Raw genomic sequence first — 17,267 nt, 5'->3', positions numbered from 1 at the left:
TGAAACACACCAGCGCCGATGGTAGTGTGGGGTCTCCCCATGCGAGAGTAGGTCACCGCCAGACTTTAATTCTAAGAAGCCCTCAGCTAACGCTGGGGGCTTTTTTTATGTCCCAAACAAAATACCTCCCTTCAGTAGCAGCTACGACCAAAGTCCAATTTCCCCTATTAACAATCCCACTTACATTTGTTAGCGACCCAAAAACAATAATGTTGAACAACTGGAGGGGACGTTATGGCATTCGAAAGCGAATCTCATGCCAAAGCGTATTGGAAAGAAAACCTCAGCTTGATGCTCAAGCTGTTAGTTGTATGGTTTATCGTTTCCTATGGCTTTGGAATTATACTGGTGGACGTGCTTAACGAAATTACTTTCTTTGGCTTTAAGCTGGGATTTTGGTTTGCACAGCAAGGCTCCATTCTGACTTTCATCGTGCTCATCTTCATTTATGTGAAGGGCATGGCCGCGTTAGATAACAAATATAATGTACACGAGGACTAAGGCGCTATGGATATTCAAACGCTCACCTTTATAATCGTCGGCCTGACCTTCGCGCTATACATTGGTATCGCAATTTGGTCACGTGCTGGCTCAACGAATGACTTTTATGTAGCAAGCGGTGGTGTTAACCCGGTAATGAACGGGATGGCCACAGCTGCTGACTGGATGTCAGCTGCTTCTTTTATCTCAATGGCGGGTATCGTAGCCTTCGCTGGTTATGATGGCTCAGTTTACCTAATGGGCTGGACTGGCGGTTATGTCTTATTGGCCATGTGTCTTGCTCCTTACTTACGTAAGTTTGGTAAGTTCACTGTGCCGGACTTCATTGGCGACCGCTACTATTCACAAACCGCTCGTACTATCGCAGTAATCTGCGCTATCTTGATCTGCTTTACTTACATTGCAGGACAAATGCGTGGTGTCGGTGTTGTATTCTCCCGCTTCCTGGAAGTGGATATTGCAACGGGTGTTATTATTGGCGCAATCATCGTTTTCTTCTACACCGTACTCGGTGGTATGAAGGGAATCACTTATACACAGGTGGCACAGTACGTCGTACTAATGTTTGCTTACGTTGTCCCTGCTGTTTTCATCTCACTATTAATGACGGATCATTTCTTGCCGCAAACCGGATTTGGCGCAACCATAGCTCAAGACGTTCCGGGCGGAGGAAATTACCTGCTCGACCGGCTCGATGGACTGTCTCAGGAACTTGGTTTTGCTGCATATACGGAAGGTATGCGTAGTAAAGTCGATGTGTTTTTCATCACAGCTGCATTAATGGTCGGTACTGCCGGTTTGCCTCACGTTATTGTGCGTTTCTTCACCGTACCTAAAGTACGCGATGCACGTCGCTCTGCATTCTGGGCTCTGACTTTTATTTCTGTGGTTTACCTAACAGCGCCTGCTATTGCTGCGTTTGCCAAGGTCAATATGTTCAATACTATCAACGGTCCTGAATTAACGGGCGTTGAATATGAGAATGCACCAAGCTGGATTAAAAACTGGGAAAAAACGGGTTTGATCACTTGGGAAGATAAGAACGATGACGGCAAAATGTTCTATTCAGGTGATGAACGCAATGAAATGACTATCGACCGTGACATCATGGTTTTAGCTAACCCTGAGATTGCAGATTTGCCTGCCTGGGTCGTTGCTCTTGTAGCTGCCGGTGGGGTAGCCGCTGCGCTCTCTACATCTGCAGGCTTGTTATTGGTTATTTCAACGTCAGTTTCGCACGACTTATTGAAACGAAATTTGGCACCGAATATCACGGATAGGCAGGAGCTCTTCTACGCCCGACTCGCAGCTGCGGTCGCGATAATTATCTCTGTTTATTTCGGTATCTATCCGCCCGGCTTCGTGGCGCAGGTGGTCGCCTTCGCGTTCGGCTTAGCCGCAGCGAGCTTCTTCCCTGCGATCATCATGGGCGTATTCCATAAGCGCATGAACCGTGCAGGTGCAGTAGCAGGTATGGTTGTCGGTATACTGTTTACCTTCTGCTACATTGTTTACTTCAAGTTCGTCGCTCCGGAGTTAAATACTCAGGAAAACTGGTTATTCGGTATCTCACCGGAGGGCATTGGTACTTTAGGTATGATAATCAACTTTGTCGTTGCTGTTATTGTGCATAAATTTACTGGTGACGCCCCGGAAGATATTCAGGAGCTGGTTGAGTCTATTCGTTATCCGAAAGGATCGGGTGAAGCTCAGTCTCACTAATGAATAACATAATACAGTTAAAGCCCAGCCCGAGTGCTGGGCTTTTTATTGACTAAGTTGTGTTAATACACAAAACTGAAATCAGCTTTTCCACATTGAGGTCAGCTCATGGAAGTAAATGCATTTCTAAAAGATTGCCCTCCATTTGATACGTTATCTGAAGAGCAGAGAAGTTGGGCGGTATCTCAATTGCAGTCCGTTTATATGAATGAAGAAAACTGCAATGAAATTATGAAAGACATGCGACCTGCACTTTTTATTGTGCGCTCGGGGGTCTTTGATTTGCGAGGTGCCGACGGACGATTAATTGAGCGTCTGGAAAGTGGTGATCTCTTCGGCTATCCGTCGTTGTTATCGGGTCGAGAAGTAGTAAATAAACTTAAAACGATAGAGGATGGCATTGTTTATATTTTGCCTCAGTCTGCCTTCGATCGTCTTCGTAATGTGTCGAAACCCTTCGAACAGTACTTCATTCGCGCGCATGGACAACGCTTGCTAACAGAACAAAAAAGCGACGAAAATGATGAGCTTGACTGGAGTGAGCAAACCGTTGGTAGTGTCGTTACAATGCCCCCCGTTAGCTTAACCAGTGACACTTCTGTACAGGAAGCGGCAAAACTGATGTCCAGCAACGGTATATCCTCTGTACTGGTTGTAGATGATACCCAGCTTGTGGGAATTTTGACGGACAGAGATCTGCGAAACCGCGTTGTGGCAGAAGGCTTGCCGCTTGACGTTCGAGTTGCCGCAGTAATGACGCAATTACCTGAATCTGTTTATGAGAACCGCTCATTAATGGATGCGTTGACAACAATGACTTCCAGCAACATCCATCATCTGCCTGTGGTTAACGATCAAAACCAACCTGTAGGCATGGTGACCGCTACCGATTTAATCCGCCAGCAACGCAGTGATCCTGTGTTTCTTATTAGTGCCATTCGTAAAGCGGGTAGCAAAGAGCAGTTAGTAGAAGAGGCTAGAAAGCTGCCGGACTATCTGCAAACCTTTGCCAGTCGCGTAAAACAAACCTCAATACTGGGTCGTCTTATGGCGTCGGTTACCGACGGTATGACACGCCAGCTTATACATTTGTATGAACAAGAAAATGGTGCTGCTCCGGCTGCATACAGTTGGCTCGCGTTTGGCTCGCAGGGACGGGAAGACCAAACGTTAAGCTCCGACCAGGACAATGGCCTGTTATTGAGTAACGGTTTAACCGACAAACAAAAGGACTGGTTTGCCGGTTTGGGTGAGTATGTTTGTGAGGGACTCAATGAATGCGGTATCCCATCATGCCCGGGCAATATTATGGCATCTAACCCTGATTGTCGCGGCACAATAGATGAGTGGAAAAAGCGTTTTACTAGCTGGATAGAGAGTCCGACACCTAAGGCTCTGATGTACTGTCAGATATTCTTTGACAGTCGTCCGGTGGTGGGCCCCGGTAAGTTTTACCAGGAGTATCGTAAGCAAATAGCTGATTTAGCCAGGAATGAAATGTTTTTAGGAAATCTGGCTATTTTAGTCAATAAAATAAGTGTTCCGCTTGGGCTTTTTAATCGGTTGCGTACAGAAGACACGGATGATGGTGACACCATTGATATCAAGCGCTACGGAATTGCACTTATTAATGATATTGCCCGCATTTATTCTCTGCAGGCAGGGCTGACATCGCCGAGTACGCCAGCACGACTGGCAGCTTTAAAAGGTAGTAATCTGCTAAACAGACGCGATAACCAGTCGCTGCTGGAAGCCTGGGAGTTTCTGACTCAACTGAGGTTGAATCATCAACTAAAAGTCTGGGGAACAGATAAACCCAAAAACGCAATAGATCCGGATGAGTTAAGTACCTTATCAAGACGACAATTGAAAACCGCATTTAAGATAATTAAAGAAGCCCAACAGGGCGTAGGCTTAAAATTCAGTCGCCAGGGTTATTAGTTATGGCGCAATGGTTAGAGAAACTTGCTCATTGGTACGACCGCCGGCAAAAGCTAAAACGACCCTGGCAAGAGTTGAGGTATGTTGCGCTGGATATTGAAAGTACCGGGTTGGATCCAAAGAAGCATCAGATATTGTCGATTGCGTGGATGACTATACATCCGCCAGTAATGCACTACGGCAACGCTCAATATCATGTTTTTGCTCACGGACAGGAGCTTGAATTAGGTCAAAGCCCGACTATCCACGGTTTAACCCAGCAAGATTTTCTGCATAGCTCGGAGCCCAGGCAAACGTTCGGTATGTTAAGTCGAGCTTTGAATGATGCCGTATTAGTTTGCCACCACAAAGGCATGGACTGGCGGTTTTTGAAGCATATTGAGGCGGAGTACGGTATTCCTTTTAAACCGCTGGCAGTTTTCGACACTTTAGCTTTTGAAAAAAACAAACTTGAGCGTAACCCCCAGCAACCTATTCAAGGTGGCCAACTAACGCTGAGTGCGTGTCGAAAGCGTTATAACTTACCTGACTATCATGCTCATCACGCACTAACAGATACCCTCGCTTGTGCAGAGCTTTTTTTGGCGCAGTGTTACTCTACTGAAAAGGATCATCGAGATGCTAGAGCAGTCTTAAAGAAGGCGTGCTGATTTAACATTTTAATGGTGTCTTGACTAAACTCTAAAGAAAAGCATGTAACCTAAATGTGTAAATTTAAAGCGCGACTTTTTAGCTCTTTACAACCCTGAAACACCTGTTAATAGCGTAGAAACTATTGTTAATTTTTTTAATAAAAGAGCTTTAATAATAATCTATTAGCTCACTTCTTAGGCAAACAGCTCTTAAGGTTTAAGAAAAGAACTGAACTCCTATTGAAATGAAATCCCTGCGGCGTTAAAAGGTTGTAACCGAAAACACGATGCACCTTCCAAAAACGATAAGTGCGTCGTCGGTTTCATGTTGCTTTCGCCAATCAAGCAACTAAAAAATAATGTTCCAGGGAGTAATTTCAATGAACAATAGTACTTTTCGTAAAAGCTTAACGGCTGCAGCTATTGCAACCACATTAGGCTTTCCGGCACTAGTTGCTGCGCAAGAAGCAGGAGCTAACGATGTCGAGCGTATTCAGGTAACTGGTTCGCGTATTAAACGCACCGACACTGAAACTGCAAGCCCAATCACAGTTTTTGATTCAGAAGCAATTGAAAACTCAGGCTTCACCAGCATGGAAAAGTTCATCCATAACATTCCTTCCATGAACGGTGGTTACAACGGCTCAAACACAAACAACGGCTCTGTTGGTTACGCTTCTGCTAACTTACGTGGTCTGGGTTCAGCTCGTACGCTGATCTTGATCAACGGCCGTCGTTACGCTTCAGGTGATTTAAACTCAATCCCGATGGCTTACATTGAGCGTGTTGAAGTATTACGTGACGGCGCATCAACCATTTATGGTTCTGATGCTATCGCCGGTGTAATCAACTTTATCACCAAGAAAGATTTTGAAGGTGCGGAGTTCTCAGCTCAGTACGACTTAACCGGTGAAGGCGACGGCGAAACGACTAAAGTTTCAGGTGTTATCGGCGCTACCAGCGACAAAGGCAACGTAACTTTAGCGCTTGAGTACCAAAACCGTAACCCTATCTGGCAGGGCGATCGCGACTTTTCGCGCTACCCTCTGAGTGAGTCTGGCGGCGAAATCGTACGTGGTGGTTCTTCAACTATTCCTTACGGTAACTGGTCTGCAGCTGATGAAGACTCTCAGTATAACTCAGGCAACGCAGGTACAAGCTTTGTCGTAGACCCTAACACTGGCGAAATTCGTCCGTATGATGGTCAGCAAGACGCTTACAACTTTGCACCTGCAAGCTACATGGTTACACCGCAGGACATCTTCTCAATTAATGCGTCTGCAAACTACGAGCTAACTCGTGACCTTTCAGCATTTATGGAAGGTGGTTTCACTAACCGTCAGTCTGACCAGCTAATGGCTGCAGAAGGCACTTTCTGGGGACCAACAGTTGCTGGCGATCATCCTGACAACCCAATTGGTGAAGACCTATACATCTACCGTCGTCTGGCCGAAACTGGCGGACGTTCATTTACTCAGGATTTCTCTGACTACCGCATGGTATTCGGACTGGAAGGTTACCTGGATAACGGTTGGTCATGGGACATCTCATACAACTACGCACGCTATGTTGACAGCCGCGTAGAGTATGGTCGCTCAAACCCAGAGCGTATCGGTAACTTGTTAGATCCAACACTGTGTGACGCAGATGAAGAGTGCCCAGGCCTGTGGAACCCGTTCCAGGAAGGTACCTTCACGCAAGAATTCCAGGACTACGCAACAATTCCTAACTCGCCAGTTGATCGTGCGACGACAAAACAGTTAATGGCTAACTTAACTGGTGACACTGGTTCATTTGGCTTACCTGCAGGTCCAATTTCATGGGCTGTCGGCGTTGAGAAACGTTGGGAAGAATATCAGAACCAGCCAGACGGTGGCGCAATCTTAGGCCAAATCTACAGCGTTGCAGCAGAGCCAACTGAAGGTTCTTACGACGTTCAGGAAGCTTACATGGAAATTAATGCTCCATTGTTAGCTGGTATGCCTGGCGTAGAGCGTCTTGACCTGTCTGCGGCAGTGCGTCGTTCTGATTACGACTTCCTTGATGCACAAACTACCACTAAATTCGGTTTAGAATACGTACCAACTACAGGTACATTGGTTCGTGCAACCTTTGCTGAAGGCTTCCGCGCTCCAGGTATCGGTGACTTGTATTCACCACAAGTTGAGTCAAACATCAGCTACACAGATCCATGTATCGACTACGGTACAGGTAGCCAGAGCCAGACAGTTAAAGACAACTGTGCATCAGAAGGCTTACCGGGCGACTTCAGCCTGGACAACAACCAGTCTTCAACATTGGTTGGTGGTAACCCGGATCTGAAACCTGAAACCTCTGAAAGCTTCACTTTAGGTGTTGTTTATCAACCAGAGTTCATCGAGAACTTCAGCGTTGCAGTTGATTACTACGACATCGAAATTGAAGATGGTTTAGGTGCGCCAAGTACTTCCGCTATCATCTCTGAGTGTTACAACAGTGAAAACTTCTCAGCGAATTCTTGTGACCTGATTTTAGGTCCGGAAGCTGTAGGTCGTCCTGGTTACTCAGGTTCTGAGTTCCGTGACTCTCAAGGTTACATGGCTGGTATTCTTGCCGGTACTGCAAACATCTCAACCTTCACAACTTCAGGTTTTGACTTCGATGTGAAATGGGCAGCTGACCTGGGTGACGGCATGTTCAACCTGCGTGTTGACGGTACTGTACTCGATGAGTACAAATACCTGGCGCAAGAAGGTGCGGAAACTCTTGAGTTGGCTGGAAAATTCGGCGCAGACACCAACTTCGGTGGTCGTGTAGCGGCATTCCCAGAGTTGCGTACAAACCTGACTATGGGTTACCAAATTGGTGACTTCGACTGGAGCTGGATCACTCGCTACCAGGATGGCGTAACTGACATCAACTACGATGTGGATGATCTGTCAAGCGAAGTAGGAAGCTACGTATATCATGACGTACAGATGAACTACTTCTTCAGCGAAACAACCACCTTTACTCTTGGTGCGCGTAACGTGTTTGATAAGCAGCCTCCATACGTTACTAACAATAACGATATGAATACTTTGAACTCTTCTTATGACACTGCTGGTCAATACTGGTATGGTCGTATCAGCATGAAGTTCTAAGGCCTGACAACGTTAGTTGTTTAAAAACCCAGCTTCGGCTGGGTTTTTTTATGGCAGAATAAGAGAGTGTTATTATGATTCGGCTAAGACAAAACTAACAATAAGGGAAGGAAATGACGCAAAGTAATCCGTGGAGTTATTTTTGGCAAAAGGGTGCCAAGGCGAGTTTTTTAGATGACAGCTCACGTTTACCCGCTTACCAAATGCGAAAGTTTTGGTTCGAACGCATGGATGAAAATGACGTGAAACAGCCTATTGTGGACATCGGTACCGGTAATGGCGCTGTTGTTCAATGGTTAAACGAGTATGCAAAAGAAAAAAGCAAGAAACTTGATGTGCAGGGCATCGATTCTGCTCAACTAAACCCACCTAATACGGAGCTAAAACTTCAGGGTGATACGCCTTACGAGAGTTTCCAGCTAGCTTCAAATAAAAAAGTGGGTACCTTTGTTTCTCACTACGGGCTGGAGTACGGGGATATGGCTGAGGGGTTGAAGAACCTCAATGCTCAGCTAAAGCGTGGCGGTATGTTGATTGCTCTGGTTCACTCAAAAGAGTCTGTTATTTATAAGAAGAGTGAAGCAATTTATGACTTAATGCCCTCTGTAATTAAGCAACTTAAAAAATCAGTGGAGCCGCTGCAAGAAGCGCTGCTAAAGCATGGTCCCAAAAACTTACCGCGTTCTGCTTTGCAGGCACAACAGATACTCAATCAGTTTGTTCGCAAGCATGAACGCAACCCATCATTTCATGCCATGAATTTTGTGCCGGCTACTAAGCACCTGTTAAATGCGGCAGCAGAAGGTAAAGACGCAGAGTCGCGCCAGGTTCTTAACGGTTATATGGATTCATTAAATGCGCACAAAGCACGAACCAAAACCTTACTGAAAGCAACTGAACAGTTAGGTGATATGGACGAAACTCAAAAGCAGTTTGAGGCTGCGGGCTTTAAAAAAGTGACAGTGCAGCAGGTACAGTTTCCTGAGAGTGGTGTGTTTGGGAATTGTGTCATTGCTTTTAAGTAAACTTTTTTGTTTATGGCGCAGGCCACTTTTTGTGGCCTTGTTAACACTCTTTGCAACAAAGCCAACAAAATTAGAACGAAAAGTTTACAAGCTATTAACTTCCTGTTAAATTTTAAGCAGCTTCTATTAAAGAAGCGGTATAATAAAAACGTTCCAGGGAGTTTTTACTCATGAAAAATATGACCTTTCGAAAAAGCTTAACGGCTGCAGCAGTTGCTGCGTCTTTAGGTTTTCCTGCATTAGCAGTTGCACAAGACAATCAAAATGATACTGATACGGCTGCAGAAGAAGTAGAGCGTATTCAGGTTACAGGTTCTCGTATTAAACGTACGGACTTAGAAACGGCATCTCCTGTAGAGATGGTTTCTTCTGAAGAAGTTAAAGCATCTGGTTTTACCCGTGTGGAAGACCTGATGGCAACTTTACCGCAGCTAGAAACAGCGGCACAAAACTCGTTTGTTGCTAACGGTGCAGCGGGCGTTGCAAACCTTGACTTACGTGGTTTGGGCGCTAACCGTACTTTGGTACTGGTAAACGGTCGCCGTTTACAGCCAGGTGGTGTTTATTCACAGGCTGCTGACGTTAACCAAATCCCAACAGCTCTTATCGAGCGTGTTGAAGTATTAACCGGTGGTGGTTCTTCTACTTACGGTTCTGATGCTGTTGCCGGTGTTGTTAACTTCGTAATGAAGAAAGACATCGAAGGTTTTGAAGTAACTTTAGGTACTTCAGGCTATCAGCACGATAACAGCAATAGCTACATGCAAGGCTTGATGGATGAAGCTGGTTACGACTATCCAGAAGGCGGTTCTGGCGTTGACGGTAAAACTTATACCGTAGACGTTACAGGCGGCAGCATGTTTGCTGGCGGTAAAGGTAGTGCAAGTTTCTATGCAACTTTCCGTACTAACGAAGAATTGTTGCAGGGTGAGCGCGATTACTCTTCTTGTGCATTGAACGGTGCTGGTACTGCATGTGGTGGTTCTTCAACTGCTCCTGTACCTAACTTCTTCTTCTCGCCAATTGAAGGTGGTTCACCTAACTTTGATGAAGAAGTATTCTGGTCATTGACTGAAGATGGCAGCTTTGCACCATTTACTGACAACTTATATAACTACGCACCAATCAACCACTTCATGCGTCCTAATGACCGTTATACTTTCGGTTCATTCGTAAACTATGAAGCAAACGATAACTTCCGTCCTTATTTAGAAACCAGCTATATGCATGACCGTACTGCTGGTCAGATCGCACAGTCTGGTATTTTCTATCAGAACTTCGCGTTTGACGTAGACAGCGACGTATTCAGCGATGGACAGCGTCAGCAGTTCCGTGACCAGTTCGGCGCAGATACTGATCAGGTTATGGCTTACATTGGTAAGCGTAACGTAGAAGGCGGCCCTCGTATTAACAACCTTGAGCACAACTCATACCGCATCGTTGCTGGTGCAACTGGTGAGCTGAGCGCAATGTGGGAATACGATGTATCATTCCAGTATGGCTCAACTCAGTCATCATCGGTTTACATTAACGACTTCTACGTTCCTCGTATGCCCCAAGTACTGGGTGCAGCAGGCGCAGATGAGTGTGGCGAAGGCTGTATTCCTTATGAAGTTTTCAAATACCAAGGCGTAACTGGCGAAGCAGCAGACGCTCTGGGTGGTACAGCTATCCTGACTGGTTTAACAACGCAGCGTATTGTTAACGCGTTCGTAACTGGTGAAACAGGCTTCAGCATGCCTTCTTCTAACTACAATGTTGCAGCGGTATTTGGTGTTGAAAACCGTGAAGTTGACTTCGAACGTGTTGCCGACGAAGTTTACCAGCAGGGCGCTCTTTCAGGCCAGGGTGGTCCAACTGACAGCTTAATTGGTGGTTACAACGTTTCTGAAGTGTTCACAGAAATCAACGTACCGTTAGTTGAAGACGCTAGCTGGGCAAACAACCTGCAGGTTGACTTAGGCTACCGTTACTCTGACTACAGTTCATCTGGTGGTGAGCCAGCGTACAAACTTGGTTTAGACTGGCAGGTTAACGACGACTACAAAATTCGTGGTACATACAACCGTGCAGTTCGTGCGCCAAACGTTGCAGAACTTTTCGCAACCCAGGGCATAGGTTTGTGGGCAGGTGTTGATCCATGTGCCGGCGACAGCCCTGAGTACACTCAGGAACAGTGTGCAAGCACCGGAATGAGCTCAGGTCAGTACGGAAACGTTGCAGCTAACGCTGCAGGCCAGTACAACGCAATCTTTGGTGGTAACCCAGATTTGGATCCAGAGCTTGCTGACACAGTAACCTTCGGTCTTGTTGGTAACCCAACTGATAACTTCAACTTCTCAATCGACTACTGGAACATTGAGATGGAAGACCGCATTGGTACAATTTCACCAGAACTTATCATCCGTCAGTGTGCGGAAACTGGTGAAGCACAATGGTGTAATGCGATTACCCGTAGCCCATCAGGTGACTTGTGGCGTGGTACAGACGGCTACGTTAGCGCAACCAGCGTTAACCTTGCTGAATCTACCAACACTGGTATCGATACCAACATTAACTACAACACCGAAATTGGTGGCGGTCAGTTAGGTATCAGCTTAACTGGTACGTACTACATGACAAAAGAAACCACAACGGTTCCTGGTCTTGCTGGTACTACAATCGACTGTGCTGGCGTAATCAGCTCAGACTGTTTCCCACAAGCTGAATGGCGCCATTCAATGAACTTCACATACAGTACTGGTGACTGGTGGAGTGTCGGTGCTAAATGGCGTTACCTTGGTTCAGTTGACTATGTTGGAGATACTGACGAGCTAATCGGCGACGGTTTAGGTTCTACTAGTTACTTAGATCTGAACGCAAACTTCGACGTTACAGAAAACGTTTCTGTACTGTTGGGTATGAACAACGCGTTAGATAAAGAACCTACTCTTGTTGGTGACGTTAACAGCCTGAACGGTAACACTCTTGCTGGTTACCAGGATGCGCTAGGACGTTATGTATTCGGTAGCGTAACTTTCCGCTTCTAAGAAACTATCGCTTAGGCGAATACAGTTCTTAACAATAAAGGCGACCTTCGGGTCGCCTTTTTACCTTCTGTTTCTCTTAAGTTTATCTACTCACACAAGGAGAAAGTTGTGTTATTGTAAAAACATTGTCAAAAAGTTGTATGTTATTACTATGTCTCAACTCGCCCAACAGTTCCAAAAAGCCGTTAATGCTTTACAGCAAAAAGATTTTATTCAAGCTGAAAAAATTGCCAGTCAGTTAAATCAGCAGGCTCCTAACCATCCGGATATCCTGCATTTGTTGGCTCTTGCAACTAAGCAAAGACAGCCTGATAAAGCCGCTGATTATTTTGCGCGTAGCTTAAAAGCCAACCCCAAACAACCTAGTGTTTTGTCGAACTATGCTAACTTTTTACAGGGCACCCAGCAGTTAATGGCGGCAAAGCAGAACTATAATAAAGCTTTGCAAATAAACCCGAAACTGCCTGACGCCTGGTACAACTTGGCATCGCTCCACTATCAGTCGAGAGATTACTTAGCCACTATAGAAGCGGCGACTAAAGCGCTACAACAAAAACCGGATTTTAAAAATGCTGTGATTCTTAAGGCGCGTTCTGAGCTCGACTATAAGTTATTTGATAAGGCAGAAGAGACACTTGCAAAAGCTCTCCAGCAATGGCCTCAGGAGCCGTCGTTATTGTTTAATCTAGCTTTGGTCTATCGTTACACCGAGCGTACGAAGTCAGCTAGCGAAATTTTAGAACAATTGGGTGGAAAATTTGACGAAGCGCAGCGGCAGTTTCAACTGGGGTGTCTTGCTTATGATGACAATGACTTTGAACAGACGGAACAACTGCTACTGAAAACCATAGGGCTTAAAAACGATTTTGTTCCGGCGCACGAGGCTATTAATAAGCTTTACTGGGAGCACGACCATCAAGATAAGTTTTTAGCCTCTTTCCGGGAGTCGTTAAAAACTCAGCCCGATTCCTTGCCATTAGCTTATGCGTACCTGGCTCACTTACTTCGCTCCCAACAATACGAGCAAGCAGACTCAGAGATAGAAATATTCCTTAAACGCTTCGGGGATGTGCACAGTTTGCTGCATATGAAGGGCACTCAGTGCTTGCGTAAAGGTAATGTTGAGGAAGCGTCGAATTTGTTTGATAAGGTCTTGGAGCAGCAACCCAGGCATCCACGCTACTTGATTGATAAGGCCAATGTTTTGCTTAGGCAGAAGGCGTACGATAAAGCTTTTCAATTGTTGGATCGCGCCCACGAGAATCAACCGCTTAATCAGGAGATACATGCTTTTAAAGGCTTGTGTATGAAGCTGAGCGGTAAAGAGCAAGAGGAGAAATACCTTAATAATTACGATGACTACGTCAAAGTGGGTTATTTACCTGCGCCCGATGGTTATGATTCTTTGGAAGAATTCTGGCCCATTTTAGTTAAGCGGGTTCAGGCGCTTCATAGAACTCAGCACCAGCCGTTAGATCAGTCCGTATGCAAAGGTACGCAGACGGTGGGCTCATTGCTCTCAATGGACGACCCGGTTATTCAGGCTTATAAACAGAGCTTAGAGAAATTTATTAACGATTACCTCGCACAACTTCCGGATGATAATATGCATCCGGTCACTTCCCGATATAACAGCGGGTACCATTTTAGCGGAAGCTGGTCAGTTAAGTTGTTTAAACAAGGCTTTCATACCAACCATGTTCATCCCGAGGGTTGGCTTTCAATGTGCACATATTTGAGCATTCCTGAGCAAGTAACAGAAGACGACTCTGAACATAAAGGCTGGATCAAATTTGGGCAGACATCGCTCAACTTAGGTCAGCTAGACACTATTGATAAGAGCGTTTGTCCCAAGCCTGGTATGTGTGTGATTTTCCCCAGTTATTGCTGGCATGGCACGATACCCTTTGATACCGACGAAGAGCGGATCACCATCCCCTGTGATATTTTTCCATCTTAAACGAACATTTGTTTAGTGAATCCTTCTAAACGTTAGCTAAAACTGGCCGATAACAAAGCATGAACTGAATTAACTAAGGTGAGTGTTATGGTTTATCGGCTTCTCGCTAGTATTGTGCTTAGCACGCTGTTTTTATTTTTTTCGAGCAGTGCTCAGGCCCATGTCTCAAACCCACACGAGACTATTGCAGATGATTTAGCCGCCCAGTTAGCGGACCAACTGGACGCTGACATTAAAGCCTACCCAATGTCTCAACTTGGTATTACGCGTTTGGTTTTAGCCGAAACACTCGAACAACCTGAGCATGGCGACTCTCTCTATCAGTTAAGTCATCAGTTGAGCGAGGGGCTATATGCACATCTTGAAGAGCGCGACATACTGTTAGTTGAGTTCAGAGCACAAGACTATATCAGCATAAGTGAAAGAGGGGCTCTGGCATTAAGCAGAGACGCCGAGGCACTAAACCAGAACCCGAACTTAGACTGGATGCTGGTGGGGACGCTCTCACGTAAAGACAGTGGTGCTATGGTCAACCTGCGTGTTATTGACCGCAGAAATCAGCAGGTTTTGGCTGCTGCGAACCGTTACGTTCCTAAGCATTTATATTGGCCTAACAAACAGTCTGAAATGGTCAATGGCCGTTTGCAGCGCAACTAAGAGGTTTTGATAATGAAAGTATTTTTAACAACATTACTCACACTTACTTTATCCACAGCCTGCACTGTTTTACCGGCTAAGCAGCCAGTTGCGCATGATAACGCCGAAGAAAAGAGCTCTGATGTTTATCAGCAACCGGGCAGTGCCAAGTTTACCGCAGAGCTGGCGCAGCAATTAGTAGACAACGCCAGTATTAAACTGGAAGAAGCACAGGTTGGTGTTACGCACTTGGTTGGCGTTACCAGCCAGTATGATGAGAGCTCAGCTTTGAGTCAGGTACTGTCAGAACAACTGATGCTGGAACTGCATCGCCGTAACTGGAATGTTATGGATTTTAAAACAACGGACTTTATACGCGTTACCAGTAACGGTGACTTTGCGCTAAGTCGGGATTATCTGGAGCTGGACGAGATCATGCCAATTTCTCATGTTGTGGTGGGGACTTTATCCAGACATCGTGACGGCATAATGGTTAACACGCGTTTAGTCGACATTAACTCTAAAAAAGTTGCTAGCGTTGCCCAGGTGTTTTTACCTGAATCTGCTGTACGACAGTTAGATGAAAATGATGGTCAGCCGTTACTTAGAAAAGCGCCATAGAAGTCATTGGGCCTGTCGGTTATCAGCCAGGCCCATTCTGTTAAATTATCGCAGCTCAGGTTTTAGCTGAGATAAATATTCGCGGATACGATCAGCGTTTTTACCAACATCACTGCGTCCAACACGAGACTTACTGCGAATATCTAACTCACTGCCGTCTGCTGTAGCACGAATCCGGATAACAACGTCATCCTTAAAGCCAAACCAGGTGGTAGTGGCAGTGGCCTCAATACGCCCTTCGGTTTCTGAGCTGTCGACTAACTCCCATCCCATTTTATCAACGGCTAATAAAGCGGCTGAAAAAAGTTCATCCGGGGACTCCAGCGACTCATAAGTTGTGAGTTCAGGGTAAGCCTTGCGTTGTTGTTTTGCGGTATCTTCGCCGGCGTATTCAACCGGGTTAGATGCGTCAGCACGCAATGGCGCAATAGCGACAAACTCCGGTGGGTTTTGTGTATCGGTTGTAATGTCGTGAATTGCGGGAACGTTCTGAGCTTTTAAGTACTGGCTGAAAGGCATATAGAACGCAAAGCCGCCCGCAATAATTGCCAGACCGCTAAGCCCTGCTACAAGCCCCTGTGGGCGTCTAATTAAGTACCCAATAATATTAAGAACAAAGGCTGCCGCACCAATATAGGCCGCCCAGCGGAGCATTAAAAAAGCTGTTCCAAGCTCGGCCGTGCCGCTTTTATATAAAGGCCCCGATATGGCAAGGAGCACCACAGACAGTAACCCGAGAAAAATAAACAAACCGTGTAACGCTTTCATAGAGCAATCTCCTTAATAAGGTTGCCTGATATTACGTCACTATACCGGGTTTGGGTCAACGAGAATTTAACAGTTTTTAAACGTCAGCGATTATCTATACTGTTTAATGTCCAGTTGTAGTCAACAAAGCGGATATCTAAGCTTTGTTGTTTCATTTTCTCTTTTTGCCTGGGGTCACCAGAAAGCGCACTGATGTATTCTAAAAGATAGTCCTGAAGACCGTTGAAGTCGTCTCGATACCAGTCAAAAATTTTAGACAAATAAATGCCTTTGTCATCAATACCATTTTTGTCACGATCATTTAAAAAGGTGAGCATTTGGTCGTCTAACTGGGTATTCAGGTTTTCAGCTGTAAAGGCTTCAGCACGAAGTTTGGGGCAACTGATAGCGGCACAAACTAAGGCGGCATGTATTCGTGGTTCGTCAAAGTCGACTCGAATTTTTTCATGTTCAACCCAGTCCAGCGTGCGCCTCTCTCCTAGTAGCGTGAAAAAAGACTTTTCCCACGGTGTAGAGAATAATCCACCCAGGTCCCGAATGGACTCAGCTTCACCTGAACGAAACTCCTCAATATTGTCGACGATAAGTTTTAGAGTAAAGCCGTTGTATGCGTTGATTAAAAACGCAAGCTGCTGTTGGCTAGTCCAGCTTTGATACATCGGTTTTTCTACGGCTGAAAGTGCATCCAGGTAGGTGTTAAGCGGCTCACTGTTTTGAGCTAATTGATTGTAGTTAACCGCAGACTTTAAGTTGTTGTCATAGACTACGACTTGCTTGTCTAACACTTGAGTAAAATTTTCATGCGAGTGGTCAAATGACTGCGCGAACGCAGCCATTTGAAACACAGCACCTGTAATAAATACGAGTATTCGCATTGGCGGCTACCTTAAAGACTGAGTTTGGTATCGTAGTCGCGCAGTATAAACAACGCAACACAGGCTGCCAGCATAGGCCATGCTGCAAAAAACAGAAGATTATTAAAGGCATCTAAGTATTGTGGGAAAGAGGAAAAAGTCGATACCGCGTGTAAGATTAGAATGAGTCCGTAGGTAACTTTTTTCCATAGCCCGGCTAAAAATGCCAGACATAGTGCAATTTGAAGGCCACCCAGAATTGCAGCCAAAGTGGCTGATAATCCGCTAATACCATAAAAACCTTCGAATACCGCGGCGGTATGTCCCGGGTTTACAAATTTATCTAACGCCCAGACAAACATTACAATGAAAATACCAACCCGCAGGGCAAGCAGCGCCCACGGGAGTTTTTGTTCGAGTGATTGGCTCATAGTTGTTTCCGTTGTTGGTTTTGCA

Annotated in this window: 13 protein-coding genes; 10 read left to right on the top strand and 3 right to left on the bottom strand. The window is 45.6% G+C overall.

Annotated elements, in window-relative coordinates:
* The first annotated feature begins 234 nt into the window (after positions 1-234).
* The 10 genes from BM359_RS12785 (at position 235) to BM359_RS12740 (ending at position 15,189) form a co-directional block, all read left to right on the top strand.
* Entirely contained in the window at positions 235-501 is a 267-nt protein-coding gene (locus tag BM359_RS12785; protein WP_054491183.1) for a DUF4212 domain-containing protein, read from the top strand.
* A gap of 6 nt (positions 502-507) precedes the next feature.
* Positions 508-2,223, top strand: coding sequence for a sodium:solute symporter family protein (locus tag BM359_RS12780; protein ID WP_054491184.1), 1,716 nt, complete (start codon positions 508-510; stop codon positions 2,221-2,223).
* 108 nt (positions 2,224-2,331) lie between these two features.
* On the top strand, positions 2,332-4,164 hold the full coding sequence (locus BM359_RS12775) for a DUF294 nucleotidyltransferase-like domain-containing protein (protein ID WP_054491185.1): 1,833 nt from the start codon (positions 2,332-2,334) through the stop codon (positions 4,162-4,164).
* A 2-nt stretch (positions 4,165-4,166) separates the two neighbouring features.
* The gene (locus BM359_RS12770) at positions 4,167-4,814 is read left to right on the top strand and encodes a 3'-5' exonuclease (RefSeq protein ID WP_054491186.1); all 648 of its coding nucleotides are present in this window, start codon (positions 4,167-4,169) and stop codon (positions 4,812-4,814) included.
* Between the two features lie 362 nt (positions 4,815-5,176).
* A complete protein-coding gene (locus tag BM359_RS12765) occupies positions 5,177-7,918 on the top strand; it encodes a TonB-dependent receptor plug domain-containing protein (protein ID WP_054491187.1) in 2,742 nt (913 codons plus the stop codon).
* A 113-nt stretch (positions 7,919-8,031) separates the two neighbouring features.
* Positions 8,032-8,943: a class I SAM-dependent methyltransferase gene (locus BM359_RS12760; protein WP_054491188.1), complete on the top strand. Its 912-nt coding sequence runs from the start codon at positions 8,032-8,034 to the stop codon at positions 8,941-8,943.
* A gap of 170 nt (positions 8,944-9,113) precedes the next feature.
* Positions 9,114-11,972, top strand: coding sequence for a TonB-dependent receptor domain-containing protein (locus BM359_RS12755; protein WP_143441151.1), 2,859 nt, complete (start codon positions 9,114-9,116; stop codon positions 11,970-11,972).
* A gap of 151 nt (positions 11,973-12,123) precedes the next feature.
* Entirely contained in the window at positions 12,124-13,932 is a 1,809-nt protein-coding gene (locus BM359_RS12750; RefSeq protein ID WP_143441150.1) for a tetratricopeptide repeat protein, read from the top strand.
* Positions 13,933-14,019: 87 nt separating this feature from the next.
* Positions 14,020-14,589 carry a FlgO family outer membrane protein gene (locus BM359_RS12745; protein WP_054491190.1) on the top strand — a complete coding sequence of 190 codons (570 nt, stop codon included), beginning with the start codon at positions 14,020-14,022 and terminating at the stop codon, positions 14,587-14,589.
* Positions 14,590-14,601: 12 nt separating this feature from the next.
* Positions 14,602-15,189, top strand: a complete 588-nt coding sequence (locus tag BM359_RS12740) for a FlgO family outer membrane protein (RefSeq protein ID WP_054491191.1) — start codon at positions 14,602-14,604, stop codon at positions 15,187-15,189.
* 45 nt (positions 15,190-15,234) lie between these two features.
* Here the strand turns inward: BM359_RS12740 and BM359_RS12735 are convergent, their stop codons facing one another.
* From BM359_RS12735 to BM359_RS12725, 3 genes are all read right to left on the bottom strand, one after another.
* On the bottom strand, positions 15,235-15,957 hold the full coding sequence (locus tag BM359_RS12735) for a DUF1499 domain-containing protein (RefSeq protein WP_054491192.1): 723 nt from the start codon (positions 15,955-15,957) through the stop codon (positions 15,235-15,237).
* Positions 15,958-16,040: 83 nt separating this feature from the next.
* Entirely contained in the window at positions 16,041-16,832 is a 792-nt protein-coding gene (locus BM359_RS12730) for a DUF547 domain-containing protein (RefSeq protein ID WP_054491193.1), read from the bottom strand.
* An 11-nt stretch (positions 16,833-16,843) separates the two neighbouring features.
* On the bottom strand, positions 16,844-17,242 hold the full coding sequence (locus tag BM359_RS12725) for a hypothetical protein (RefSeq protein WP_054491194.1): 399 nt from the start codon (positions 17,240-17,242) through the stop codon (positions 16,844-16,846).
* Positions 17,243-17,267 lie beyond the last annotated feature (25 nt).

This window comes from Idiomarina abyssalis (genome assembly GCF_900116625.1).
GTDB lineage: Bacteria > Pseudomonadota > Gammaproteobacteria > Enterobacterales > Alteromonadaceae > Idiomarina > Idiomarina abyssalis.
This window is presented reverse-complemented; position numbering and strand designations above follow the sequence as displayed.

Excerpts from the sequence above, each read along its gene's own strand:
- BM359_RS12725 (WP_054491194.1), bottom strand. The coding sequence starts at position 17,242 with ATGAGCCAATCACTCGAACAAAAACTCCCGTGGGCGCTGCTTGCCCTG.
- BM359_RS12745 (WP_054491190.1), top strand. The coding sequence starts at position 14,020 with ATGGTTTATCGGCTTCTCGCTAGTATTGTGCTTAGCACGCTGTTTTTA.
- BM359_RS12755 (WP_143441151.1), top strand. The coding sequence starts at position 9,114 with ATGAAAAATATGACCTTTCGAAAAAGCTTAACGGCTGCAGCAGTTGCT.
- BM359_RS12740 (WP_054491191.1), top strand. The coding sequence starts at position 14,602 with ATGAAAGTATTTTTAACAACATTACTCACACTTACTTTATCCACAGCC.
- BM359_RS12765 (WP_054491187.1), top strand. The coding sequence starts at position 5,177 with ATGAACAATAGTACTTTTCGTAAAAGCTTAACGGCTGCAGCTATTGCA.
- BM359_RS12750 (WP_143441150.1), top strand. The coding sequence starts at position 12,124 with ATGTCTCAACTCGCCCAACAGTTCCAAAAAGCCGTTAATGCTTTACAG.
- BM359_RS12780 (WP_054491184.1), top strand. The coding sequence starts at position 508 with ATGGATATTCAAACGCTCACCTTTATAATCGTCGGCCTGACCTTCGCG.
- BM359_RS12785 (WP_054491183.1), top strand. The coding sequence starts at position 235 with ATGGCATTCGAAAGCGAATCTCATGCCAAAGCGTATTGGAAAGAAAAC.
- BM359_RS12760 (WP_054491188.1), top strand. The coding sequence starts at position 8,032 with ATGACGCAAAGTAATCCGTGGAGTTATTTTTGGCAAAAGGGTGCCAAG.
- BM359_RS12770 (WP_054491186.1), top strand. The coding sequence starts at position 4,167 with ATGGCGCAATGGTTAGAGAAACTTGCTCATTGGTACGACCGCCGGCAA.
- BM359_RS12735 (WP_054491192.1), bottom strand. The coding sequence starts at position 15,957 with ATGAAAGCGTTACACGGTTTGTTTATTTTTCTCGGGTTACTGTCTGTG.
- BM359_RS12775 (WP_054491185.1), top strand. The coding sequence starts at position 2,332 with ATGGAAGTAAATGCATTTCTAAAAGATTGCCCTCCATTTGATACGTTA.
- BM359_RS12730 (WP_054491193.1), bottom strand. The coding sequence starts at position 16,832 with ATGCGAATACTCGTATTTATTACAGGTGCTGTGTTTCAAATGGCTGCG.